General features: G+C 74.1%; 21 protein-coding genes and 1 pseudogene. 10 read left to right on the plus strand and 12 right to left on the minus strand.

What is annotated here, in order from left to right:
* The 8 genes from IEY99_RS25230 to IEY99_RS25265 all read left to right on the plus strand — a co-directional run.
* On the plus strand, nt 1-321 hold a 321-nt coding region (locus tag IEY99_RS25230), incomplete at its 5' end, for a hypothetical protein (RefSeq protein WP_229799231.1).
* A 279-nt stretch (nt 322-600) separates the two neighbouring features.
* A complete protein-coding gene (locus IEY99_RS25235; protein ID WP_189206564.1) occupies nt 601-1,689 on the plus strand; it encodes a glycosyltransferase family 4 protein in 1,089 nt (362 codons plus the stop codon).
* A gap of 5 nt (nt 1,690-1,694) precedes the next feature.
* Nucleotides 1,695-2,780, plus strand: coding sequence for an amidohydrolase family protein (locus IEY99_RS25240; protein ID WP_189206565.1), 1,086 nt, complete (start codon nt 1,695-1,697; stop codon nt 2,778-2,780).
* Nucleotides 2,777-3,784, plus strand: coding sequence for a UDP-glucose 4-epimerase GalE (galE, locus tag IEY99_RS25245; protein WP_189206566.1), 1,008 nt, complete (start codon nt 2,777-2,779; stop codon nt 3,782-3,784). The genes IEY99_RS25240 and galE overlap by 4 nt, the downstream gene beginning before the upstream one ends.
* Nucleotides 3,781-4,317, plus strand: a complete 537-nt coding sequence (locus tag IEY99_RS25250; protein ID WP_229799232.1) for a GNAT family N-acetyltransferase — start codon at nt 3,781-3,783, stop codon at nt 4,315-4,317. Before galE ends, IEY99_RS25250 begins: the two co-directional genes overlap by 4 nt.
* Nucleotides 4,311-5,585 carry a carboxylate--amine ligase gene (locus tag IEY99_RS25255; protein WP_229799233.1) on the plus strand — a complete coding sequence of 425 codons (1,275 nt, stop codon included), beginning with the start codon at nt 4,311-4,313 and terminating at the stop codon, nt 5,583-5,585. Before IEY99_RS25250 ends, IEY99_RS25255 begins: the two co-directional genes overlap by 7 nt.
* A gap of 2 nt (nt 5,586-5,587) precedes the next feature.
* Complete coding sequence (gene asnB / locus IEY99_RS25260; protein WP_189206568.1) at nt 5,588-7,423, plus strand: asparagine synthase (glutamine-hydrolyzing); 1,836 nt, start codon at nt 5,588-5,590, stop codon at nt 7,421-7,423.
* 49 nt (nt 7,424-7,472) lie between these two features.
* Nucleotides 7,473-8,072 carry a hypothetical protein gene (locus tag IEY99_RS25265; protein ID WP_189206569.1) on the plus strand — a complete coding sequence of 200 codons (600 nt, stop codon included), beginning with the start codon at nt 7,473-7,475 and terminating at the stop codon, nt 8,070-8,072.
* A gap of 9 nt (nt 8,073-8,081) precedes the next feature.
* On the opposite strand, the gene IEY99_RS25270 is transcribed toward IEY99_RS25265, so the two are convergent.
* The 5 genes and pseudogenes from IEY99_RS25270 to IEY99_RS35120 all read right to left on the minus strand — a co-directional run.
* On the minus strand, nt 8,082-10,301 hold the full coding sequence (locus IEY99_RS25270) for a hypothetical protein (protein WP_189206570.1): 2,220 nt from the start codon (nt 10,299-10,301) through the stop codon (nt 8,082-8,084).
* A gap of 27 nt (nt 10,302-10,328) precedes the next feature.
* Entirely contained in the window at nt 10,329-11,609 is a 1,281-nt protein-coding gene (locus IEY99_RS25275) for an AAA family ATPase (RefSeq protein WP_189206571.1), read from the minus strand.
* Complete coding sequence (locus IEY99_RS25280) at nt 11,602-11,988, minus strand: Het-E N-terminal domain-containing protein (RefSeq protein WP_189206572.1); 387 nt, start codon at nt 11,986-11,988, stop codon at nt 11,602-11,604. Before IEY99_RS25280 ends, IEY99_RS25275 begins: the two co-directional genes overlap by 8 nt.
* Before the next feature lie 136 nt (nt 11,989-12,124).
* Entirely contained in the window at nt 12,125-13,528 is a 1,404-nt protein-coding gene (locus IEY99_RS25285) for a glycoside hydrolase family 18 protein (RefSeq protein WP_229799234.1), read from the minus strand.
* A gap of 16 nt (nt 13,529-13,544) precedes the next feature.
* A pseudogene (locus IEY99_RS35120) lies at nt 13,545-14,231 on the minus strand (fibronectin type III domain-containing protein); the annotation flags it as partial.
* Between IEY99_RS35120 and IEY99_RS35125 the strand changes: the two are divergent.
* Nucleotides 14,164-14,304, plus strand: a complete 141-nt coding sequence (locus IEY99_RS35125; RefSeq protein WP_189206573.1) for a hypothetical protein — start codon at nt 14,164-14,166, stop codon at nt 14,302-14,304. The pseudogene IEY99_RS35120 and the gene IEY99_RS35125 sit on opposite strands and share 68 nt — an antisense overlap.
* A gap of 822 nt (nt 14,305-15,126) precedes the next feature.
* On the opposite strand, the gene IEY99_RS25295 is transcribed toward IEY99_RS35125, so the two are convergent.
* A complete protein-coding gene (locus tag IEY99_RS25295) occupies nt 15,127-15,330 on the minus strand; it encodes a hypothetical protein (RefSeq protein ID WP_189206574.1) in 204 nt (67 codons plus the stop codon).
* A gap of 105 nt (nt 15,331-15,435) precedes the next feature.
* Here IEY99_RS25295 and IEY99_RS25300 point away from each other — a divergent pair, with 105 nt between their 5' ends.
* Nucleotides 15,436-15,849, plus strand: a complete 414-nt coding sequence (locus IEY99_RS25300; protein WP_189206575.1) for a PRC-barrel domain-containing protein — start codon at nt 15,436-15,438, stop codon at nt 15,847-15,849.
* A 94-nt stretch (nt 15,850-15,943) separates the two neighbouring features.
* On the opposite strand, the gene IEY99_RS25305 is transcribed toward IEY99_RS25300, so the two are convergent.
* From IEY99_RS25305 to pseB, 6 genes are read right to left on the minus strand one after another with little or no spacing between them, the layout of a single operon-like run.
* Nucleotides 15,944-17,032, minus strand: a complete 1,089-nt coding sequence (locus IEY99_RS25305; RefSeq protein ID WP_189206576.1) for a PseG/SpsG family protein — start codon at nt 17,030-17,032, stop codon at nt 15,944-15,946.
* Complete coding sequence (locus tag IEY99_RS25310) at nt 17,029-17,757, minus strand: cytidylyltransferase domain-containing protein (RefSeq protein ID WP_189206577.1); 729 nt, start codon at nt 17,755-17,757, stop codon at nt 17,029-17,031. Before IEY99_RS25310 ends, IEY99_RS25305 begins: the two co-directional genes overlap by 4 nt.
* Nucleotides 17,758-17,780: 23 nt before the next feature.
* The gene (locus tag IEY99_RS25315; protein ID WP_189206578.1) at nt 17,781-19,289 is read right to left on the minus strand and encodes a class I SAM-dependent methyltransferase; all 1,509 of its coding nucleotides are present in this window, start codon (nt 19,287-19,289) and stop codon (nt 17,781-17,783) included.
* Entirely contained in the window at nt 19,286-20,113 is an 828-nt protein-coding gene (locus IEY99_RS25320; protein WP_189206579.1) for a hypothetical protein, read from the minus strand. The genes IEY99_RS25315 and IEY99_RS25320 overlap by 4 nt, the downstream gene beginning before the upstream one ends.
* Nucleotides 20,114-20,117: 4 nt before the next feature.
* Nucleotides 20,118-21,242, minus strand: a complete 1,125-nt coding sequence (locus IEY99_RS25325) for a DegT/DnrJ/EryC1/StrS family aminotransferase (protein ID WP_189206770.1) — start codon at nt 21,240-21,242, stop codon at nt 20,118-20,120.
* Nucleotides 21,242-22,216: a UDP-N-acetylglucosamine 4,6-dehydratase (inverting) gene (pseB, locus tag IEY99_RS25330; protein WP_189206771.1), complete on the minus strand. Its 975-nt coding sequence runs from the start codon at nt 22,214-22,216 to the stop codon at nt 21,242-21,244. The genes IEY99_RS25325 and pseB overlap by 1 nt, the downstream gene beginning before the upstream one ends.
* Nucleotides 22,217-22,275 lie beyond the last annotated feature (59 nt).

A 22,275-nucleotide genomic window follows, 5' to 3' on the forward strand; every position in this document is an offset into this window, starting at 1 on the left:
GCGGAGATCGGCGCGTTCTACGACTACGGCAACGCGCACACCAAGCTGTTCGTCTACGACGACGTGGCGGGCACCGCCACCGCCCGGTGGACGTGGGACTCGCAGAAGGGCAACTGGGAATCGGGCCGGGCGTCGTACGTCGCCGGTGACTTCGACGGTGACGGCCAGGGCGAGATCGGCGCCTTCTACGACTACGGCGACGCGCACGCGAAGCTGTTCGTGTTCGACGACGTGACCGGCAAGCCGACCAGCCGTACGGTGTGGGACTCCGGGCGCGGCAACTGGGACATGGCCCGGACCCGGCTCGTGTCCGGCTCCTGAGCAGCAGTAGCGCACCGACCCTGCGGTCGTGCGGCCGGGGACCGTCCTCGGCCGCACGACCGTGTCCGGGTGCCCGCCGGATCGGTGACGGATATCCGACCTGCCGATTACAAGATTCGCAAAGATCGATGAGTCCTCCCGGGTGAGAATGGCAACCGCGTCCACGGTGGAGGGGGCGGAATGCGCGAGCCCGGAAGTCGGCGACCGCCGGAGCGTGCCTGCGCCGGCCGGCGCGGCGATCACCTGCTCATTCGCCACGTCCTGGTGACCGGTGCCCAGGTGAGCGGCCGTGAAGTGGTGGTGGCGGCGCTCGCCCGCGCGCAGAATGCCTTGCCGCTGACCCGGGCCACCGTGGTGGCGGCGGGTCCCGCCGCGTCCGGCCCGCCCCTGGGCGGCGCCGAGGGCGGGGCCGTGACGGTCGTGCCGGGGCGGGGGCTGCGGGCCTGGCTCCGCGCGCTGCTGGTCCTGTGGCGCGCAGGGCCGGATCCGGCCGCGACGCACGTGCTGCACACCCACGGATCGTCCGCCCTGCTGCTCGCCTGCGTGCTCCGTCTGCCGCCGGGTGCCCGCTGGCGGTGCGCCGCGCTCGTCCACACCAACCACGGGTTCGTCGAGACGCTGGTGGCGCGCCGCATGCTGGGGCCGGCCGAGCTGTTCCTCCACCGCTTCGCCGACCGGGTGGTCGCCTGCAGCCCGCGGCAGGTCGCGCGCCTGGCGAGGGGCGCCGGCCGGCCGGTCGACGTCGTCGTCAACGGGATCGAGGTGCCGCCGCCGGTCACCGCCCGGCGGCGTGCGCTGGCCCGCGCCCGGCTGGGACTCGGCGACCGGTTCCCCGTGGTCGGCATCGTCGGCCGGCTGGCCCCGGAGAAGCGCCACGACGTCTTCCTGACCGCCGGCGAAGGCATCATCCGCCACTTCCCGGACGCGGTCCTGGTGATCGCCGGCGACGGTCCCCGCCGGGACGAGATCCGCAGGATCGTCCGGGAGCGCCGCCTCGGCGACCGCGTCGTGCTGCTCGGCCACGTCGCCGACACCGCCGGGGTGTACGCCGCCCTGGATCTGTTGCTGCACACGTCCGACACCGAGGGCACGCCGCTCGCCGTGATCGAGGCGATGGCGGCCGGCGTGCCGGTGGTCGCGACCGCCGTCGGCGGCGTACCGGCGCTGCTCGGCCACGGGCGGCACGGCGCGCTCGCGCCGCGCCGCCGGCCCCACCTGCTCGCCGCGGCCGCGGTCCGGGTGCTGGCCGATCCGGCCCTGCGGCAATCCCTGGCCCGCTCGGCCCGCGCGCACGCCGCCGGGGAACTGTCGGCCGAGCGCATGTGCACCCGGCTCGGCGAGGTGTACGCCGCGGCCACGGGCGGTTGATCGAGGTGGACGGACCCGAGCCCGGCGACCTCGCCGACCTGCCGCTGCGGGAGTACATCCCGCGTTCGTGCCTGCGCACCGCGGAGTCGCCGAGGCCGCGCGCCCGGTTCGCCGCGGTCGACTCGCACACCCACCTCGGGCGGTGGCTGACCGGCGGCAGGTGGGCGGTTCCCGACACCTCCGCGTTCCTCGCGCTCATGGACGAGTGCAACGTGGCCGCGGCGGTCAATCTGGACGGCCGGTGGGGCGACGAACTGGAGGCGAACCTCGACCGGTACGACCGCCGGCACCCCGAGCGCTTCGCCACCTTCTGCCACGTCGACTGGACCGCGCTCGCCGGCGCCGGGGGCGGCGAGCGGCTCGCCGCCAGCCTCTGCCGGTCCGTGGCGGCCGGCGCGCGCGGCCTCAAGGTGTGGAAGGACCTCGGGCTGCGGGTCCGCGACGCCGACGGCGCGCTCGTGCTGCCCGACGATCCGCGGCTCGACCCGCTCTGGCGCGCGGCGGGGGAGCTGGGCGTTCCGGTCGCGATCCACACCGCGGACCCGGTGGCGTTCTTCGATCCCGTGAACCGGCACAACGAGCGGCTGGAGGAACTGCTGGCGCACCCGGACTGGTCGTTCGCCGGCCCGGGTTTCCCGCGCTTCGCCCGGCTGATCGACGCGTTGGAAGCCCTCGTGGCGACGTACCCGCAGACGACCTTCGTCGGTGTGCACGCCGGGTGCTATGCCGAGGACCTGGGGTGGGTCGACCGGATGCTCGGCACGTACCCGAATTTCCACATCGACATCGCGGCGCGCATCGCCGAGCTCGGCCGTCAGCCGCGTGCCGCCCGCCGCCTCGTCCTGCGCCACCCGGCGCGCGTGCTGTTCGGCACCGACGGCATCCCGCCGTGCCGCAGCGACTACGAGATCGCGTTCCGGTTCCTGGAGACCGCCGACGAGGCCTTCCCGTACTCGGCGTCCGATCCGCCGCCGACCGGTCGCTGGCCGGTGTCCGCGCTCGACCTGCCGCACCGGGTCCTCGAGGGCGTCTACGCGGGCAACTGCCGCCGGCTGGTCCCGGGCCTCGCCCCGGCCGGAGGACACCCATGAGGTGGCTGGTCACCGGTGGCGCCGGCTACATCGGTGCCCACGTCGTGCGCCGGCTGCGGGCGGCCCGCCACGTCGTGGTCGTACTCGACGACCTGTCCTGCGGCCGGGCCGGGCGGCTGCCGCGGGACGTCCCGCTGGTCGTCTCGACGGTGCGCGACCGGCGGGCCGTCGCCTGGGCGCTGCGCCGCCACGCCCTCACCGGCGTCGTCCATCTCGCCGCGCGCAAGTCGCCGGCCGAGTCGGTGTCCCGGCCGGAGCTCTACTACGAGGAGAACGTCGGCGGGTTCCTCGCCGTGCTCCAGGCGATGTCCGACGCCGGTGTCCGGCGGCTGGTCTACTCGTCGTCGGCGGCCGTCTACGGTGCGCCGCCGCCCGGACCGGTGGACGAGGGCGACCGGACGGCGCCGATCAACCCGTACGGGCACAGCAAGCTCCTCGGCGAGCAACTCCTGCGCGCGGCCGGAACCGGGACCGGGCTCTCCTGGGTGGCGCTGCGCTACTTCAACGTCAGCGGCGCGGCCCACGCCTCGCTCGCCGACGCCACCCCGACCGGGCTGTTCCCGCTGCTGTTCGACGCGGTGGTGTCCCGGCGGCCGTTCACCGTCACGGGAACCGACTACCCGACGGCCGACGGCAGTGCGGTCCGCGACTACGTGCACGTGGACGACGTGGCGCGGGCCCACCTCGCGGCCATGGCCCGGCTGCGGGCGGGTGCCGCGCCTCAGGCGGTGTTCAACGTCGGCACCGGCAACGGGCACTCGGTGTACGAGGTGGTCCGGTCGGTGGAGGCGGTGACCGGGAGGGCGGTCCCGTGCCGCACGGGACCGCGCCGCGCGGGCGACCCGCCCGCGGTCGTGGCGGACATCGCACGCATCCGGTGCGAGCTCGGCTGGCGGCCGCGCCGGACGCTGCCGGAGATGGTGGCCTCGATGTGGCCGGCCTGGCAACCGCGGCCGGGGCGCGCGGCGCTGGCCGGCGCGACGGACCCGGGAGCGCCGCGGTGAACCGCGCCGGCGAGCCGGCCCTGACCTTCCGGCTCGCCGAGGACGGGCCCGATCTGTCGAGGCTCGTCGCGATGCGCGACGCCGCCGCCCGGTGGCAGATCGCCCACGGCATCGCGCAGTGGCGCCCGGGTGAGCTCACCGAGGCCCACTTCCGGGAGCGTATCCGGCGCGGCGAGGTGTGGCTCGCCCTGCGCCTGCCGTCCGGCCGGCTGGTCGGGGCGTGGGAGCTGTGGTGGAAGGACCCTGTCGACTGGGGACCGCAGCCTCCCTGCGCCGGGTACGTGCACCGGCTCATGACCGACCGCGCGGCCGCGCGGCCCGGCACCGGGCGCGTGCTGCTGGAGGTGGCCGAGCGGCGCATCGCCGCGGCCGGCCGGCTGCTCGCCCGGTTGAGCTGCGCCGCCGGCAACGCCCGGTTGTGCCGCTACTACGCGGAGGCGGGCTACCACGAGGTGGGGCGGCGGCCGCACAGTTGCCCGTCCGGCTACCCCGTGGCCCTGTTCGAGAAGCCCGTCGACCGGGGCGGGTGGTGATGTCCCGCGGCCGCGAGCCCCGACTCGCCACCGATGTCCCGGCCCTCGTGTGCAAGATCGGCAGCTATCCCTGGCACCACGGCGGGCTCGCCGTCGTGCGCAGCCTCGCCCGGGCCGGAGTGGCCGCGTACGCCGTGGTCGAGCACCGGCACGCGGCCTCCGCGACGTCGTCCCTGCTGTCCGGCGGGTTCGCCTGGCCCACCGGGCGCGACGACGCGGCCGGGGACCGGTTCGTGGCGGCCCTGCGCCGGATGGCCGCGCACCTCGGCCGCCCGAGCGTGGTGGTGCCCACCGACGACGTCGCGGCGATGCTCTGCAACGAGCACGCCGCCGACCTGGCCGGCGTGGTGCTGCTGCCCCCGTGTCCCGCCGGCCTCGCCCGGCGGCTGGCGAGCAAGGTGAGCTGTGCCGACAGCGCGGCACGGGCGGGGCTGGGCGTCCCCGCGGCCGTGGCCCTGTGCTGCCCGGCCGCCGACGCCGACGTCGCGGGGCTGCGCCTGCCGGCGGTGGTCAAGCGCCCGGTGGCGGGCCTGCGCCCGGACGGTACGCGCACGTTCAGCACGGTGATCGCGCGGGACCGGGAGGCGTTGCGCCGGACGCTCCAGGACCGCTCGGCGGGGCCGTACGAGGTGATCGTGCAGGAGGTCCTCGCGGGCGACGACTGGCTCTACCACGGCTACTACGACGCGACCTCCACGCCACTGGTCAGCTTCACCGGCCGCAAGTTGCGATCCCGCCCCGCATTCGCCGGCGAGACGGCGTACGCCCGGACGGAGACCAACGGCGAGCTGCGCCGGGCCGTGGAGCGGTTCCTGCGCGACATCCGGTACGCGGGTCCGATCGGCATCGACCTCCGCCACGACCCGCGCACCGGCACCTACCGTCTGCTCGACGCGAACCCGCGGGTCTGCGCGTGCTTCCGGCTGTTCGTCACGGACCGGGACATCGACGTCGTGCGTGCCATGCACCTCGACCTGACCGGTCGGGAGGTGCCCCGCGGGACGCAGGTCGACGGCCGTACCTACGTGGTCGAGAACTACGACTGGGCCGTGCGCGGGTCGTACGGCCCGACCGGCCTGCGCGGCACCGCCTCGTGGCTGGCCCGCATGTGGCACGCCGACGAGCGGGCCTGGGTGCAGCGCGGCGACCTGCGCCCGGCGGTCGTCGCGGGCCTGCGGTCGCGGGTGGCGCGCGGCCGGCAGGGCGCGATCGGGCCCGCTGCGCCGCGCTACTTCGCGGGACGCCACCACGAACGCGCGGAGGACTGATCATGTGCGGCATCACGGGCTGGGTCTCGTTCGAGCGCGACCTGACCGACTCGCCGGCCGTCGGCGCGATGCTCGCGACCCTGCGCGAGCGGGGACCGGACGACGAGGGGCGGTGGAGCGACCGGCACGTGGCCCTGGGCCATCGCCGGCTCGCGGTCGTCGACCTGCCGGGCGGGCGGCAACCGATGACCGCGCCGACGCCGGACGGCCCCGTGACGATCACCTACAGCGGCGAGGTCTACAACTACGTCGAGCTGCGCGGGGAGCTGCGGGCACGGGGGCACCGGTTCCGCACCTCCAGCGACACCGAGGTGGTGCTGCGCGCCTACCTCCAGTGGGGCACCGGGCTCGCCGGGCGGCTCAACGGCATCTTCGCGTTCGCGGTCTGGGACGCTCGCAACGAGCGGCTGGCGCTGGTCCGCGACCGGCTGGGCGTGAAGCCGCTCTACTACCAGCGCACGGAGGACGGCCTGCTCTTCGGGTCCGAGCCGAAGGCGATCCTCGCCCACCCCTGCGCCGAGCGGGTGGTGGACATCGAGGGCCTGCACCGGATGCTCGCCTACACCGTGACGCTGCCCGGCGTACCGTGGCGGGGGTTGCGGGAGGTGGAGCCCGGCACGGTGGTGACGGTCTCGCGCGCCGGGCTGACCGCCCGGACCTACTGGACCCTCGGCACCCGGCCGCACCGGGACGACCTGCCGGCCACCATCGCGCACACCCGGCACCTCCTCGACGACATCGTGCGCCGGCAGCTCGTCGCCGACGTGCCGGTGTGCGTGCTGCTGTCCGGGGGCATCGACTCGGGCGCGCTGACCGCGCTCGCCGCGGCCGAGCTGGCCGGACGGGAGCGGGTACGCACCTGCACGGTCGACTTCGCCGGATACAGCCAGTCGTTCGTACCGGACGACGAGAGGGCCGACCCGGACCAGCCCTACGTGCGCGAGGTCGTGGATCACGTGGGCTGCGACCACCGGGACCTCGTGCTCGACGACGTCGTGCTGGCCGAGCCGTCCCTGCGCCGGCGGGCCGTGTGGTCCTACGACACCCCGCCGGGCTCCGGCGATCGCGACCGCTCGCTCTACCTGCTGTTCCGGGCCGTCCGTGAGCACTCGGTCGTCGCCCTGTCCGGTGAGTCGGCCGACGAGCTGTTCGGCGGGTACCACTGGTTCCACGACCCGGCCGTCCAGCGCACCGGCATGTTCGGCTGGATCACGTCCCTCTTCCGGACGTACGGGCCGCTGCCCGAGGCGATCGCCCCGGATCTGGCGCCCCGTGTCGACGTGTGGGACCACGTGGTGCAGGCGTACGCCGCGGCGGTGCGCGAGGTGGAACCGCTCGACGGCGAGACTCCGGGGGAGCACCGGATGCGGGTGGCCGGCCACCACCACCTGACCCGGCACCTGCGGGTCCTGCTCGACCGCAAGGACCGGCTGAGCATGGCGACCGGACTGGAGGCGCGGGTGCCGTACTGCGACCACCGGCTGGTGGAGTACGTCTACAACGTACCGTGGGCCTGGAAGGCCTTCGACGGCCGGCCGAAGAGCCTGCTGCGCTCGGCCGTGCGCGACATGCTGCCGGCGTCGGTGCTCCACCGCGCCAAGAGCGCCTTCCCCGCCATCCAGGAGCCGATGTACGTGGCGGCCCTCCAGCGCCAGGCCAAGGAGCTCGTCGCCGAGCGCGACCACCGCGTCTTCGAGGTCGTCGACCGGCGGTGGCTGGGCGAGGCGGTGGAGACCGCGCCGTCCCGCGTGCCGCCGCGGGTGCGCAACAACCTCGAATGGGTGCTGAATCTCAGCGCCTGGCTGGAGCTGTACCGCCCGCAGCTGAAACTGTCGTGACGGGCGGCGGTGTCGTGGGAGAATCCGGCGCAGACGGAAGGCGGCCCGAATGGAGCTCATCCTCGATCTGCGTCAGGGCCAGCACCAGCCGGTCGACACGTCGGCCCGCGGGCAGGTGGTGCAGCCGTACCACATCGAGGCCGTCGCCGGACGGACGCCCGGCGCGCCGGCGATGGGGTTCGACGGGCGCCGCAGCCGCATCGTCGTTCCCCCGTCGCCCGAGTTCCGCCGGCTCGGTGGCATCCGGGTGACCAGCTCGGTCTGGGTGGACCGGGTCCGCGGCCGCCATACGATCGTCGAGGGGTACCTCGCGTTCGCCCTGTTCATCGATCCCGACCGCAGCCTCGGCGGAACGGTCTACGACGGCATCGACTGGGGCGGCGTGCAGAGCGAGCCGGATGCCGTCCCACTGGGACGGTGGATACGGATCGTCTTCACCTACGACGGCATCGACACCTGCACCCTGTCCATCGACGACCGGCGGTGCGCGGCGGAGTACAGCCCCCTCGGCCGGGTGCAGGGCGTCGAGTGGCCGTACGGGGTCAACGTGGGCGCCTGGCCCGACGCCGACAAGCGGGTCTTCGCCGGCCGCATGCAGGAGCTGGCTTTGTGGCGCAGCGTGGGCGGCGACCCCGGCACGCTGGGCTGACCCGTCCGGTCAGGGCCACCACGTCATGATCCGCCGGCTGGTGCCGGCCAGGGCGTGCAGGGCCTCGGGGCCGGCGAGCTTCTCGGCGACCGGCAGCAGGTTGACCGCCTCCCGCAGGAAGTCCTCGCGCTCGGCGAGCGCGAGGGTCTGCAGTGCCTCCCGCCAGTACTCGTGCAGCGTGACCGGCTCGGCGCCGAGCGCCGCGACCCGGCACGCCAGCGCGGTCAGGACCCGCCCGCGCTGCCGGCGGCCCTCGACGGCCCGGGTCCGCGCGAGGATCCGGCCACAGTGTCCCTCGTCGGCGTGTTCGGTGACCCCGGCGAGCGCCGTGGCCAGCGCCTGCTCGTTGACGATCTCCGCGGCGAGGCCGAGGGCCCGCGCCACGTCCCCGTGCGCCGCCAGGGCGGCCGCCACGGCGGCGACCGCGTCCGCGCGCAGTCGCGCACTCGCTTCCATGGAGTCGGCCGCATCGGCCGCCTCGGCGAGGAACCGCGTCGCGTCGTCTCCGCCGGCCGCCTCGGCGAGCAGCACGAGCGCGCGCACCCGCGACGCCGGCGCGGCGATGGACGACGCCGTGTCGTACGCCGCGGCGAACGCCGCGCCGCGTTGCGCCCCGGGCAGCTCCGCCGCGCACCTGGCGGTCAACGCCGCGCGGCGGTGCGGGTGCGGCGCCGCCTGTGCCCAGGCCAGCGCCTCACCGGTACGCCCGGCGTGCACCAGCGCCGGAACCAGCTGGTCCACCGCCCGGCCGTACCAGTACTCGTCGTCCATCTCCCGTACCAGGCCGAGCGCCGAGTCGTCGCCGAGCGCGACGCCGCGGGCCGCGAGCAGGCCCAGGACCCGCATCCTCTGTTCCGGGTGGCCGAGGCGTGCGGCCGTACGGAAGGCCCGTTCCCAGGCCGCCCGGTCGGCGTACGGCGCGACCGCGGCGAGCCGGTCGGCCAGGATGCCGGCGGGCAGGTCGTCGCCCCCGGGCAGGGTCAGCTCCTCGACCATGCGGGCCAGGTCCGCCCCCCGCAACGCGGGCAGCAGGGTCCGGCAGGCGCGCAGCAGCGTCCAGGGATCGGCCAGCGCGTCCAGCTCGTCGAGCTCGATCCGGGTCGCGCCCAGGGCCGCGAGCTCGCAGCGCACCAGCAGACGGTCGGCGTCGCCCAGCGTCCCCTCGGCGAGCAGCGCCTCGGCCCCCGCGGTGTCCCCGAGCGCCGCCATCCGCAGCGCGACCACCCGGACCAGGCCGGCGTGCGCGGCATCGCCGCCGACGGCCCCGGCGGCGGCGATCGCCGGCTCCAGGAACTCGTCGGACTCGTCGGCGAGCGCGGCGTACGCCTGCGCCGCCCAGTGCGGCGACGTGATGGACTCCGCGCCGCGCTTGCGCAGGAGCTCGCCCAGGCCGCGGACCGCGTGCAGGCCGCGTTGGGCGTACTCGCCCAGGTAGTCGTCGCGGAACGAGAGCTGCCCCTCGGTCAGGCCGTACTCCTCGGTCACGACGTTGGCTCGCCCGAACTGCAGCGACGCCAGCCGGGCACGAAGGTCGGCGTCGAGGTCGCGACCCAGCACGGCCATCGCCACCGCGCTGTAGTACGGATCGTGGAACCGGTCGGCGACGAGCTGCGCGTGCGACGCCAGCGCCGCCGGCAGCCGGGGGACGAGCTGTCCCAGCTCGGCCACCCGCCAGTACTCGTCCTCCACGGCGGCCACGGCGGCGAGCGCCTCGGCGGCCACCTCGGACGCGGTTCGCTCGTCGAGGAACGGCAGGAGGCTCCGGAGCCCTTCCGCCCGCTGGCGCGGATCCGGGACCTGGCGGACGTACGACAGCGCCTCCTCCTGGCCGAGCAGGTCGCGCCGGACCAGGGCGGCGAGCAGCCGTACGGGGACGTTGGCGGACAGGTTGCGCACCGAGGCGAGGCTCAGCGCGTAGTGGAACTCGTGGACGATGCCGAACCCGGTGCGTCCGGCACGCAGGTCCGCCGCGGTGACCCGCCCGGCGCTGCGTGCGGCGTACTCCACCTGGTCGATGTAGCGCCGCTGGTCGCCGTCGCGGGTGGCGGCCACGTACCAGGCGTTGCCCGACCGGCCGGTCAGCCGTCGTCGCCGGTCGGCCCGGTCGTCCGGCACGGTGTCCTCCAAGCTCAGCAGCCAGTGCATCTCGTCGATGCGTCCGGCTTCGGCCAGGTGGCGAGGCAGATGCCGGAGGTCGTAGTCCGACAGGAGGTGGAAGGGATCACTCATCGACCATCCTCCAACGCCACCCGGCCGCTACGGAAGCCCGGAGGCTCCCGGGCCGCTCAGGAAGGCGGGGATCTTCAGCAGGGCCGCGGAGGCTATCTGGTCGTGGTACCAGCGCAGGTCCTCCTGCTCGTCGAGGAAATCCGCGAAGCTGCGGTGGTAGATGCGGTACCGGCTGGGGGACGTCCTGGTGTCCTCGTTGAGGAACTCGCGCCACTGGTGGATCACCGCCCGCAGATCGCCCGGCGTGAGCCGCGTCCACTCCGTCAGCTGGTGGATCGTGACCGGCTCCCGGCCGATGGCGAGGAAACACAGCACCGGGCGCTGGAGCCGGGCGAACCGCTCGGGATCCTCGTCCTTCATGTCGCGCCAGTGCCGCTGGTAGTAGCCCTTCAGCCCCCGGGGAAGGCCCTGGATGGCGCCGACGGTGTCCCGGCTCAACCGGGCCTGCGCGATCTCGGGCAGGACGTGCACCAGATACATGAAGTTGCCCTCGGAGAAGCGGGCCAGCTCCTGGACGAACTCCGCCGGGCTCAGCTGCCACTCGGCCATGCGGGCCGTCATGACCTCGGCGTTCGCCTCGACGAAGCCCTCGATGTAGCGCCTGACGTCCCGCTCGTTGGCGGGATCGTCGTCGCGGATCCAGATGTCCTCCAGGTGGTCGACGTCGAGGCGGTAGTCGATCTCCTCGCGTGTGGTGACGACGAAGAAGACGCCGTCGGGCAGCGCGCGCGGCAGGAACAGGCGGTTGGCCGAGTGGGGCAGGCCAGTGTCCTCGGCCTCGTCGAGCGCGTCCACCACGACGACCACCGGCGACGTGCCGCGTTCGCGAGCCCGCTCGGCGGCCTCGCCGAGCAGCTGGGAGAGGAAACCGGCGTCGGCGCCCGCCTCGGCCGGCATCGCGGAGTGCGGCAGGTCGTAGCGCACGATGAGTTGCGCACAGACGTTCTCGAGAAACTGGCGCGGCGACCGGATGTTCTCCGGGGCGATGTTGAAATGATGCACGCAGCCCCAGCGCAGGACCAGCGACGCGGCGATCGACGTCTTGCCGATGCCGGGCTCGCCGCGAATCACGACGTAACCGGACCCGAACTGCTCGCCGGTGGTGAGCCGGGCGACGCTGTCGAAAACGAACTCCCGGCCGACGAAATGCCTGGTGCGCTCCGCCACGACGGTGCGGAACTGCGCCGCCCGGATATACGAGGCGATGGGACGGGACTGGTCGGCGAACGACTGGAACACGGTGGCGTAGTCGCCGACCACGACACCTTTGCCGCCGGAGATCCCGATGTCTCGACGGCGATCAGTCACGGTCGTCGAAATTCATCGTCGTGGTCGCGTGGTCGCCGACCACGACGCCCTTTCCTCCGCTGATCGAGACGGAATATTTGTGGGCCCGGGCGCCCGCCGGGTCGACCGTCTCCAGCAGCCCCTGGGCGGCCGCCACCAGCTCCTCGTCGCGGTCGGCGCCGGCGGCCCGCAGCCGCTCGGCGAGCCCCGCCGGATCGGAATCCAACTCGCGTTCCTGCCGCGCCAATTCCTCCTGCGCCTCGGGGCTGCCACCGCACCGGCGCAGAATCATCCTTTTGAGGCCCTGGTACGCATCTCTCACGATGGCCGAAGTCGTGTCCTGGGCCGCCGCGGTGGCGCCGGCGGTAATCGCCGCGATGATCAGAGAGATCGGTTCCATGAGAGCCTCCGGCCCTGAGCCCAGCGAGTCGCGACGAAAGCTGTATAGCGGTGGGGAGTTTTCGGGGTCAAGCAGAATGGAAGTTATCCGACAATCTCGCTGCGCCCACCTTTTTCGCAAAAGGTGGGCGCAGCCGCTAGCGGGACGATCCGCCCGGCAGGGCGTTGTGCAGCGCGCTCATCAGCGTGCCGCCGGCCGTGTCGCCCGACATCTCCCAGACCATGGCGCCGAGCAGGTTCTGCCGCTTGAGCCAGGCGCTCTTCTGCCCGATCGACCAGGCATCGTCGAAGGTCCACCACTGGCCGCCGGCGCCGGTGTAGCAGAAGGCCGAGACCGACTGCGTGTCGTGGCGGACGGTGCAGCCGGGGACCATGGCGACGAGGTTCGCGTATCCCCGGGTGCCGGCCTCCTCGGCGAACTGGCCGGGGGCGGCGCCCGTGGCGCTCTGCCACTCGCCGTCGGCACCGGCCGGCCCGGCGGCCACCCCCTGCCAGCCGCGGCCGTAGAACGCGAAACCGACGGTGAGCTTGCGCGGGTTCACCCCGGCGTCGGTGTAGGTGCGAACGGCCCGCTCCACGCTGAACTCGAACGGGTACGGGTCCTGCGCGTCGCGGTACAGGTTGCCCTGGTGGCCGGTGCGGTTCGGCTCCCAGGAGTTGTCGCTGCCGGCCCCGTGGAAGTCGTAGCCCTGGACGTTGGCGAAGTCGAGCGAGTCGAACACGCTCGGCGTGCCGTCGGCGCGGGTGATGTCCCAGCCGGCATCGATCTTCGCCGGGTCGGCCGGGGTGAAGGCGGTCAGCAGGTACCGCTTGCCGGTCGTCGCGCCGAGGGCGTCCATCTGCCGGCGGAACTCGGCCAGTAGCGCGGTGTTGTTGGCCTTGTCGTGCGGTCCCCAGTGGTTGCCCGGGTGCCCCTCGGCGCCCGGCCATTCCCAGTCGAGGTCGATGCCGTCGAAGATGCCCGCCGCGCTGCCCGGCCCGCCGGCGCCGTTGTACACCGGCAGGTTTCCCCGCAGATACATGTCCACGCAGGAGCGCACCAGCTTCTCCCGTGCCGCCGGGGTGGCTGCCGCATCGGAGAAGAACTTGGAGTACGTCCAGCCGCCGAGCGAGATGAGCACCTTGAGGTGCGGGTGCTTGGCCTTGAGCTTGCGCAGCTGGTTGAAGTTTCCGCGCAGCGTCTCCCAGCCGGTGTCGGCGACCCCGTCGACGGACTGCGCCGCGCTGAACGGACGGCCGTAGTCGGCGTCGGCGTCGCCGGCACCGGTGCCCTGGTCGGGGTCCTGCGGGTTGGCGGTGGTGCCTCGGGTGACCCCTTGCAGGCAGGTGAGGCCGACCGGGTCGAGGTTGGCGAAGGCGTAGTTGAGGTGGGTGCCGGGCCGCCGCCCCGGAGGTGTCGAGGTTGCGGACGAAGTACTGCCGGCCGTAGATGCCCCACTGGACGAAGTAGCCCACCTTCGCGTAGCCGCCGGTGCCCACGGCGTCGTCGGTGGTGACCGTGACGGCGCTGGACGGCGGTGAGGCGTTGTCGTAGTTGTCACGGGCGCGCACCGTGAACGTGTACTCGGTGAGGGGGCTGAGCCCGCCGACGGTCGCGGTGGTGCCGGTGACCGACGCGGCCAGGGCCGCGCCCCGGTAGACGTCGTAACCCGCGATGCCGCCGGCGTCCGAGACCGGGTTCCAGGCGAGGGTCACGGCGACCGCGCCTGTGGCGGTGGCGCGCAGCCCGCCGGGAGCCGGCGGCGCGGTGGTGTCGGCGGCGGGGTCGAGGGTGGTGGCGGTGACCGCGGTCGAGCTGGCGGAGACGTTGCCGCGCGAATCCTTGGCGCGCACCGTGAACGTGTACGCGGTGCGCGGCGTCAGGCCGGAAATCGTCGCCGCCGGTTCGGTGACTGTGGCGGCCGGTTCCGTACCGCGGTGGACGTCGTACCCGGCGATCGGGAAGTCGGTCGCGACGGCGGGGGTCCAGCGCAGCGACACGGTCGTGGTGGTGCGCCCCGCGACGGTCAGCCCGGTGGGCGTGCCGGGCGCCCGGTCGGCACTGCCGTCGCACTTGTCGCCGTTGACCCGGCAGTTGAGCGGCGCGGCCTGCGATCCGGTGGCGATGAACCAGAAACTGTACGGCTCGGTGGTGCCTCCGGCGGCCACGGTGCCGTTGTAGTGCGCATTGACCACCGTGACATGGTTGCCGGTCCGGGTCACGGTGCCGTGGTGGGCGTCGCCCATGGTGACGCCGGCCGGCAGGTCGAACTCCAGCTTCCAGCCGGTGACCGCGGCGCTGGTCGGATTGCTGATGACGTACTTGTCGACGGAGTAGGTGCCGTGGTCGGTGGCCGAGAAGGCGGCGGTGAGTCCCGCCGGGGCGGCGTGGGCGGGGGCGGCGGCCGCCGTCGCCGAGCCCGCGAGGAGCAGGACGGCGACGAGGCCGCGAGCGTAGATGGTCACCCTGGTCCCCCCTTTAAGAAGGTTTCCTAAGAGTTATCAGCCCGTTCATAATCAAGTCAAGAATGTCGATTTCCCGTCCGGCTCAGGCCGGGTTGTCGGCCGACGTCGGCGTCATGACGGCACCGGCGTGCCGGTCTCGTACCGGGCGTGGAACTCCAGCGCCGCGGCGAACCGGCCGGTAGATGTAGGCCGGCACCCGCCCGCGCCACAGCGCGAGGGGTTGTCTGCCCGCCCTGACCTTGGCCCGCACGAAGTCGAGCTGCGCCCGGCTCACGAGCACGCCGGGGTGGGCGAAGGCGGCCCTGGCGGGTGGCTGTCTCTCGACCGCCGGCGTGGCGGGTCGTTTCGCGCGCTCCGGCGAGGGAGGCCGGGGTGAGCATCGCCGCGACGAGCACGGCGTACATCGATATCATGCGGCGTCTGCGCATCGGGGTTCTCCCGGAGTCGTCTGTGGACCGCGCACAGCCAAGCGGAAGCTTCCCTGACGCCGCATACGATGACCCTTGCCTTCCACTGAGGTTTCCTTGCCCGTGCGCGTACCGTGAGCAGCGCGTCGATCTGGTCCGCCCGGCGCCCGGGCTCTTTGGCCGAGGCGAAGGGCCGGCGCCGCGGGCCTCGCCGTCGCGGACCAGGCGGCGCGTCGCCGCGAGGGGGCTCTCCCGGGTCGCCTCGACGATCGAGTTCGCACCATCTGTCACCGGGGCCGGATCGGTTCGCCGGGCGGGTGCAGCGCCGTTCCGGCGACAGCCGCGCGTACCCGATCCGCCCGAGCGGCGCTTGCGCCGCTCGGGGCGAGGTAGCGGCCGGTGTCGAGGATCTCCGGGGCGTCGCGGGCCGGCGCCCGCAGTTCCTCGCTCATCGCCCGGCATTCACCGCCCGCCCGGCTTCCGGACGACATTCATCCATCCCTGCCGGCCGGCGTCCGGCGGTGCGGTTCGGCGGGCGCCGCACGGGGTATGCGAGAGCGACGGGACATTCATCGACGACGATCAAGGAGTCTGTGATGCAGCCCTTCGCGTTCGAGCCGTGGACCTGGCGCGACCCTTCGCTGAGCGGCACCGCCAGGGCCGGCGACGCCGGCCGCGTGGACGAGCGGACCGGCGCCGACCTGGCCGGTTACCACGTCGAGGCCACCGACGGCGGGATCGGCAAGATCGACGAGGCCACCTACGAGGTGGGCAGCGCCCACCTGGTCGTGGACACTGGGCCGTGGATCTTCGGCCGTAAGGTGCTGTTGCCGGCCGGCACGGTGCAGCGGATCGACCACGACGACCGCAAGGTGTACGTCGACCGCACCAAGGACCAGATCAAGGATTCGCCGGAGTACGACAAGGAAACCTTCGGTACGCCGGAGTACCGCGAGCAGGTCGGCAACTACTACACCACCAGCTACCGCGACATGCCGCCGGTGCAGTGACCCGCGCCGGACGGCCCATCGGCGCCGTCGTCGCCCCCGCCGGGTGACGGCGGCGTCCTGCGTTGCGGCCGGTGTCCGGGCCCGGTCGCCACGGTCACGGGAGGACAGCCCGCTGCGCAGCGGACCGGCGGGAAGCGCCGGCGCCGCCCGTACGGGCCAGCAGGGCGTCGGCGACCCGCTCGGTGCCCCGGCCGTCGATGGCGGCCCAGGCCCGCGCCGCCAGGCCCCCGCGTGCCGCCGGGTCGGTGAGCAGGCCGCGCAGCACGCGGGTGGCGGTGTCCGCCGCGGCACCGGGTGGGCGCAGTGCCGGCAGGTGGCCGAGGCCCGAGGCGAAACCCCGGGCGACCGTCCGTTCGTACCCGTGGATCTGGTTGTCCACGACGCGGACCACCGCGGCGGGCACGCCGAGGCAGAGCAGCTCCCAGGTCGCGGTGCCGCTTGCGCTGACCGCGAGGTCGGCGCCGGCGAGCAGCTCGGGCAGCCGGTCGGTCGGCGCGATCACGTCGATCCGCTGGCCGGGGCCGGGGGTCAGCGCGAGCAGCTCCCCGCGCAGGCCGGCGTCGGCGGCCACGACGGCGGCCTCGAACGCCGCGCCGGTGCGCACCAGCAGCCGTCCGATCACCGGGGCCGCGCGGAAGGCGTCGGTGCCACCGAAGAAAGCCACGACCCTGGGGGTACGGGTGGCGTCCGGCCGGCGCGGCGACGCGGGTCGCAACTGCCGTACACCACGGCGCAGGAGGGCGTACTCGAGGCCGGCGAGCCGGGTCGCGCCGCGGGGCAGGGCGGGCGCGGTGAGCTCCGCGTCGAGGTTCTGGTCGACGTAGACGTCGGCGTGCTGACCGCGCAGCTCCCCGTCGACGACGGCCAGCACCGGGCGTCCGGTGGCCCGCACGGCGGCGCTGTGCGCGGGCGGGAGCCGGTAGGAGTCGACGACCAGCGCGTCCAGGCCGAGCCGGCCGGTGACGGCGAGCAGGGCGGTGGCGGTCGGCGGCGGGGGATGCCGCGGCAGGCCGCGGGTGGTCAGCTGCGTCTCGGCCCAGGCAAGGCCGCCCAGGTCACCGAGGAAGTGCACCTCGGCGCCGCGGGCGGTCAGCTCCTCGGCCAGCGCCACGCACCGCACGAGGTGTCCCACGCCGGTGCGGGGCCCGGCGTCGCAGCGGATCCCGACGCGCGGCGCCGTCACGCCTCCACCAGGGCCTTCTGCCGGACGTGGGCGTTGAGCTCGACGAGGTCCGGGCGTTCCGCGAGCCAGCCGGCCAGCGTGCGCACGGCCGCCGGCTCGTCGCCGAAGTGCGCCACGACCGCCTCGACCAGCTGCCAGTCCTCCTCGGTGTCCAGCGTGAGACGCAGGTGCGAGAGGTCCGGTTGCAGGGTCAGCCCCAGCACCGTGAAGTCCTCGGGGTGCGAATACACGTACGAGGTCACATGGGTGCGATGGTGCCCCGTCGCGAGGGAGTCGAGGCGGCGCAGCACGTCTGTGTGGACCACCTCGACGTCGGTGCCGCGTGGCAGGGTGCGGGCGATGGAGGTGCTCAGGTAGTCCACGCCCGGTGCCGCCGCGAACGTCCGGGCGGCCAGCCGCACCAGCCCGGGGTCGAGCAGCGGGCAGTCCGCCGTGAAGCGCAGCACCGCGTCGCTGTCGCAGGCGTCCACCACGCCCAGGAACCGGGTGAGCACGTCGTCCACCGGCCCGCGGTGGCACCGCACGCCGAGCGCGGCGCATTCGGCCACGATCGCGTCGTCGCGCGCCTCCACGGTGGTGGCCACGACGAGGTCGTCGAGGACGCCGCCGGCCTGTGCCGCGGCGACGACCCGGGCCAGCACGGTACGCCCGCCGAGCGGCCGCAGGACCTTGCCGGGCAGCCGGGAGGAGCCCATCCGGGCCTGGACGATGCCGAGGGTACGCATGTCGTTCCTTCCGTACGGGACGGTCACCGCCGCACCCGGCGCAGCAGCCGGACGGCGAGGCGGGTGAGGCGGTAGGGCAGGGTTCCGCTGAAGGCGTCGATCTGCAGCCGGGCCCGGCGCAGCTCGCCGTCGCGGCGGTCGAGCTCCTCGCGGTACCACTGCGCCAGGTCGGTGGCGTCGGCCAGCTGCCGGCGCAGGGCGCCGAGTTGCTCGTGGTGCTCGCGCAGCGCCACCGGCGCCGGGGTGGCCCCGGCCGGCGCGGGGTCGGTGCCCTCCTCGTCGAGCCCGGCCGCTCCGGCCAGGACGGCGGTGAGCGAGGCCTCGTCGGCGACCGCCGGCCAGGGATGGGCGTACCCGCCGGTGAGGACGGTGCGGGCGAATCGGCGCAGTGCCCCCGCCGCGGCGGCCGGCGTGCCGACCGCCGCGGCCGGAGCGCCCGGGTCGATCAGCCGGTACGTCTCACCGTCGACGAGGACGTTGTCCGCGGTGGCGGCCGCGCGGTCGGTGGGCGCCAGGGTGCCGAGCCAGCCGACCCAGCCGGTCAGCAGCCGCCGGACCACCGGCAGGTCGTGCCGCAGCAGCGCGCCCAGCAACAGCTCCTCGAGCAGCCGCCCGGCCGGCAGGAGACCTTCGGCGCCCCGGGCCACCTCGGTGACCGGCCCGTCGCCGAGCAGCACCGACGGCCCGGCGAAGGCCGGGGCCGACCGGGGCTCCCGGTGCGCGACGACCAGCCAGCAGGGGGCGAGGGCGGCGCCGAGTCCGGCGTGGACGGCCGCCGCGGCGAGCCGCCGCGGGTCGCTGAGGACGAGCCGGCCGGCGTACGCCCGCGCGACCGCGCGCGCCGCGGCGGCCGACAGCGCGCCGGCCGGCTCGGCGCCAAGCGCCTCCGCGGTGGCGATCAGTGTCGGGGCCGACGGCAGCGGCCAGGCCGCCGCCTGCCAGCTCACCGTGAGCCCGTCCGCGGCGAGCCGGCCGGCCAGCCGGGCCGGGTTCCCCGGGGTGGTGCCGAACTCGCCGAGTGCCTGCCAGGTCGCGCCCGCGTGGGCGGACGTGGCCGTGTGCGGGTCGACCAGCCGGTGCACACCCAGCTCGTTCTCGACGGCCAGCAGCAGGATGCCACCCGGGCGCAGCACACCTTGCAGCACCTGGCGGCTGCCGTCCCAGCCGAGCTGTGGCTCCTCGACCGAGCACAGCCGGTCCAGGCCGTCGAGCGCCACGACGGCGTCGTATCCCGGGCTGTCGTCCAGTTTGGCCAGGCTGCCGCACAATGTCGTGATGCCGCGCTCCGCGGCGGCGCGCGCGTCCGGCTCGCCGCGCAGCAGGCAGCTGACCGGCCCGTACGTGGACAGCGCGTCCACGAGAGCGTCGTCGTGCGGACCGGCCACCAGCAGCCGCCCGCCGGGCGGCAGGAGGGCGCCGACCCGATGGGCCAGCTCGACCAGCAGGGGCCCGCCCGCCGGTGGCCGGGCGCCGGCCCGGCGATCGGACCAGCCGGGCATCTCGCCGCCGATGAGGTGCAGCTCGCCGCTCATGCCGCGGCGGCCGATCGCCGGCTCCAGCCGAGGAGGGCCCGCAGCTCGCCCGGTGCGGCGACGCTGTCCGCGCCGAGCTCGGCGGCCGCGACCTCCGCGGCGACGACGGGATCCGGGTCGACGCCGTGCAGCTGGCTCCACTGCCGCCGGATCCGGTCGGCGGTCCGGCGGTCCTCGTGTGCCAGCCGCATCGGGTCGCCGTAGACGGCGGGCGTGCAACCGGCCACCGCGCCGTAGAGGACGGCGCTGCCGAGCCGGTTGGAGGCCACCCGCCGGTGCCGGCGCAGCTCGGCGAGCTGCCGGCGGAGGAAGTCCACGTCGGTGTCCCGCCGCTGCAAGCCCCGGTAGCCGTGACACACGACCCGTCCGGCGGCCTCGTACACGGCCCGGATGCGGTCGTCGCGATACTCGTGCCAGTAGAGGCAGAAGGTGACCGGGCCCGGCTCGGTGGCCCGGATCTCGTCGATCAGCCGCCGGTGGTCGCCGCGGACGTGCTGGCCCTCCCAGCCGTGGAAGGGGTACCAGATGGTTCCCTCGCGGGCCGGCGGCGGCTCCGGCGGGGGCTGCATCGTCAGCAGGTACAGCCACGGCGCGCCGATCGCCGTGGCCAGCCGCCGGCCCATGGACCAGGCCCGGCGGCGGGTCTGCGGTGACCAGACGAAGATCGGGTGGCCGGGGGCGTACGGCGTCCCCGGGCCGAGGCCGTCCAGGACGTTCCACCCGTGCTGCAGGTAGCCCCCGATCCGGGGCGGGTCGCCGCGGCCCAGCCCGCAGTACTCGGCCAGCACGTGCGCATGGCCGTAGAAGTGGTTGGCGTGGTGCACCCGGTCAGCCCTCCAGGATCGCGCGCAGCACGCCGACCACCCGGTCCTGGTCGGCCTCGCTCAGGTCGGCGAAGAGCGGCAGGGAGAGCTGTTCGGCGTAGAACGCCTCGGCCACCGGGCACATGCCCCGCCGGTAGCCGAGGTCGGCGAAGACGGGCTGCCAGTACACCGGCAGGTAGTTGACCTGCACGCCGATGCCGGCCGCACGCATGCGGTCGTACACCTCGCGGCGCCGCCCGTCGAGGATCCGGACGGGGTAGAGGTGACGCATCGGGTCCACCCAGGCCCGTTGCGCGGGCAGTCGCAGTCCCGGTACGCCGGCGAGCAGCTCGTCGTAGCGGGCGGACAGTGCCGACCGGCGGGCCTTGAACGCGTCGAGCCGGCGCAGCTGGGCGCTGCCCAGCGCGCACAGCACATCGGGCAGGCGGTAGTTGAGCCCGAGCTCGTGCACCTCCTGGTGCCAGCCGCCCTCGTCCGGATGGCGCAGCCGGGCGCGGTCGCGGACCAGCCCCCCGGTGCGGAAGGCCCGTACCCGCTCCAGCAGGGTCGCGTCGGTGGCGGCCACCGCGCCGCCCTCGGCGGTGGTCAGGTTCTTGGTGGGGAAGAAGGAGAACGTGGTCAGGTCGGCCAGGGTGCCCACCGGCCGGCCCCGGTAGCGGGACCCGATGGCGTGGGCCGCGTCCGCGATGAGGGTGGCCCCCGCGGTGTCGGCCACCTTGCGCAGCTCGTCGTACTCGGCCGGGTGGCCGGCGTAGTCGACGGCGGTGACCGCCCGGGTCCGCGTCGAGCACAGCGCCCCGGCCGCCGCCGGATCGAGGTTGCCGGTGTCCTCCTCCACGTCGGCGAAGACCACGGTGGCACCCAGCAGGACGGCGGTGGACGCGGTCGCCACGAAGGTCATCGGTGAGGTCACCACCTCGCGGCCGGGACCCACGCCCGCGGCGGCGTACGCGCTGTGCAGCGCGGCGGTGCCGTTGGCGACCGCCGCACAGGGCGCGCCGGCGACCCGTTGCAGGTCGGCCTCGAAGGTGGCCACGGCGGGCCCGGTGGTGAGCCAGTCGCTGCGCAGCGCGGCGACGACGGCCGCCACGTCCGAGTCGTCGATGGACTGGCGCCCGTACGGGAGCATCACTGCCGCTCCAGGATCTCGCGCATCTGATCGACCTCGAGCCACAGATCGTTGTTGTCGGAGCGGTAGTTGAACCCGTCGGGGACGCGCTCGCCGCCGTCCGGCGTCTCGTAGCCCCAGCTCGCCATGACCGGCTGGACCACGTAGCGGTCCGGAAAGCGCAGCGTCCGGCGGCTGTCGTCGGCCGAGATCATCTCCTCGTGCAGCTTCTCCCCGGGACGCATGCCCACCTCGTGCGTGGTGGCGTTGGGCGCGACGGCCGCCACCAGGTCGACGATGCGCATGCTGGGGATGCGGGGCACGTACAGCTCACCGCCCTGCATGCGGTCGAACGAGTCCACCACGAACCGCACGGCCTGCTCCAGGGTGATCCAGAAGCGGGTCATCCGCTTGTCGGTGACGGGCAGGCTGCGCCCCTCGGCGTTGAGCCGCCGGAACAGCGGCACGACCGAGCCGCGGCTGCCCATCACGTTGCCGTAGCGCACCACCGCGAACCGGGTCCGGTGGTGGGCGGCGTAGTGGTTGCCGGCGATGAACAGCTTGTCCGCGACCAGCTTGGTGGCGCCGTAGAGGTTGACCGGGCTGGACGCCTTGTCGGTCGACAGCGCCACGACCTTGTGCACCCCGGCCGCGATCGCCGCGTCGATGACGTTCTGCGAGCCGTCGACGTTCGTCGCGACGTACTCCGACGGGTTGTACTCGGCCGTGTCGACCTGCTTGAGGGCGGCGGCGTGCACGACGTGGTCGATGCCGTGCATGGCCCGCACCAGGCGGTCGCGGTCGCGGATGTCGCCGATGAAGAAGCGCAGCCGGGGGTCGTCCGCGAACATCTGCCGCAGCTCGTACTGCTTGAGCTCGTCGCGGGAGAAGACCACGATGCGGTGCGGATCCAGGTGGGTCAGGGCGTGGCGCAGGAAGGCCTTGCCGAACGAGCCGGTGGCGCCGGTGACCAGTATCGACGATCCGCTGGAAATGCTCATTTCAGCTGCTCCGGGGTGGGATTGAGGGCGACTCGAGCCGGAAGCATAACGAG

Source organism: Couchioplanes azureus (genome assembly GCF_014648355.1).
Lineage (GTDB): Bacteria > Actinomycetota > Actinomycetes > Mycobacteriales > Micromonosporaceae > Actinoplanes > Actinoplanes azureus.

What these genes read in the sequence shown, in the direction of transcription:
- IEY99_RS25270 (WP_189206570.1), bottom strand. Translation starts at nt 10,301, where the DNA reads ATGAGTGATCCCTTCCACCTCCTGTCGGACTACGACCTCCGGCATCTG.
- asnB (WP_189206568.1), top strand. Translation starts at nt 5,588, where the DNA reads ATGTGCGGCATCACGGGCTGGGTCTCGTTCGAGCGCGACCTGACCGAC.
- galE (WP_189206566.1), top strand. Translation starts at nt 2,777, where the DNA reads ATGAGGTGGCTGGTCACCGGTGGCGCCGGCTACATCGGTGCCCACGTC.
- IEY99_RS25280 (WP_189206572.1), bottom strand. Translation starts at nt 11,988, where the DNA reads ATGGAACCGATCTCTCTGATCATCGCGGCGATTACCGCCGGCGCCACC.
- IEY99_RS25315 (WP_189206578.1), bottom strand. Translation starts at nt 19,289, where the DNA reads ATGAGCGGCGAGCTGCACCTCATCGGCGGCGAGATGCCCGGCTGGTCC.
- IEY99_RS25265 (WP_189206569.1), top strand. Translation starts at nt 7,473, where the DNA reads ATGGAGCTCATCCTCGATCTGCGTCAGGGCCAGCACCAGCCGGTCGAC.
- IEY99_RS25310 (WP_189206577.1), bottom strand. Translation starts at nt 17,757, where the DNA reads ATGCGTACCCTCGGCATCGTCCAGGCCCGGATGGGCTCCTCCCGGCTG.
- IEY99_RS25325 (WP_189206770.1), bottom strand. Translation starts at nt 21,242, where the DNA reads ATGCTCCCGTACGGGCGCCAGTCCATCGACGACTCGGACGTGGCGGCC.
- IEY99_RS25300 (WP_189206575.1), top strand. Translation starts at nt 15,436, where the DNA reads ATGCAGCCCTTCGCGTTCGAGCCGTGGACCTGGCGCGACCCTTCGCTG.
- IEY99_RS25295 (WP_189206574.1), bottom strand. Translation starts at nt 15,330, where the DNA reads ATGTCGTCCGGAAGCCGGGCGGGCGGTGAATGCCGGGCGATGAGCGAG.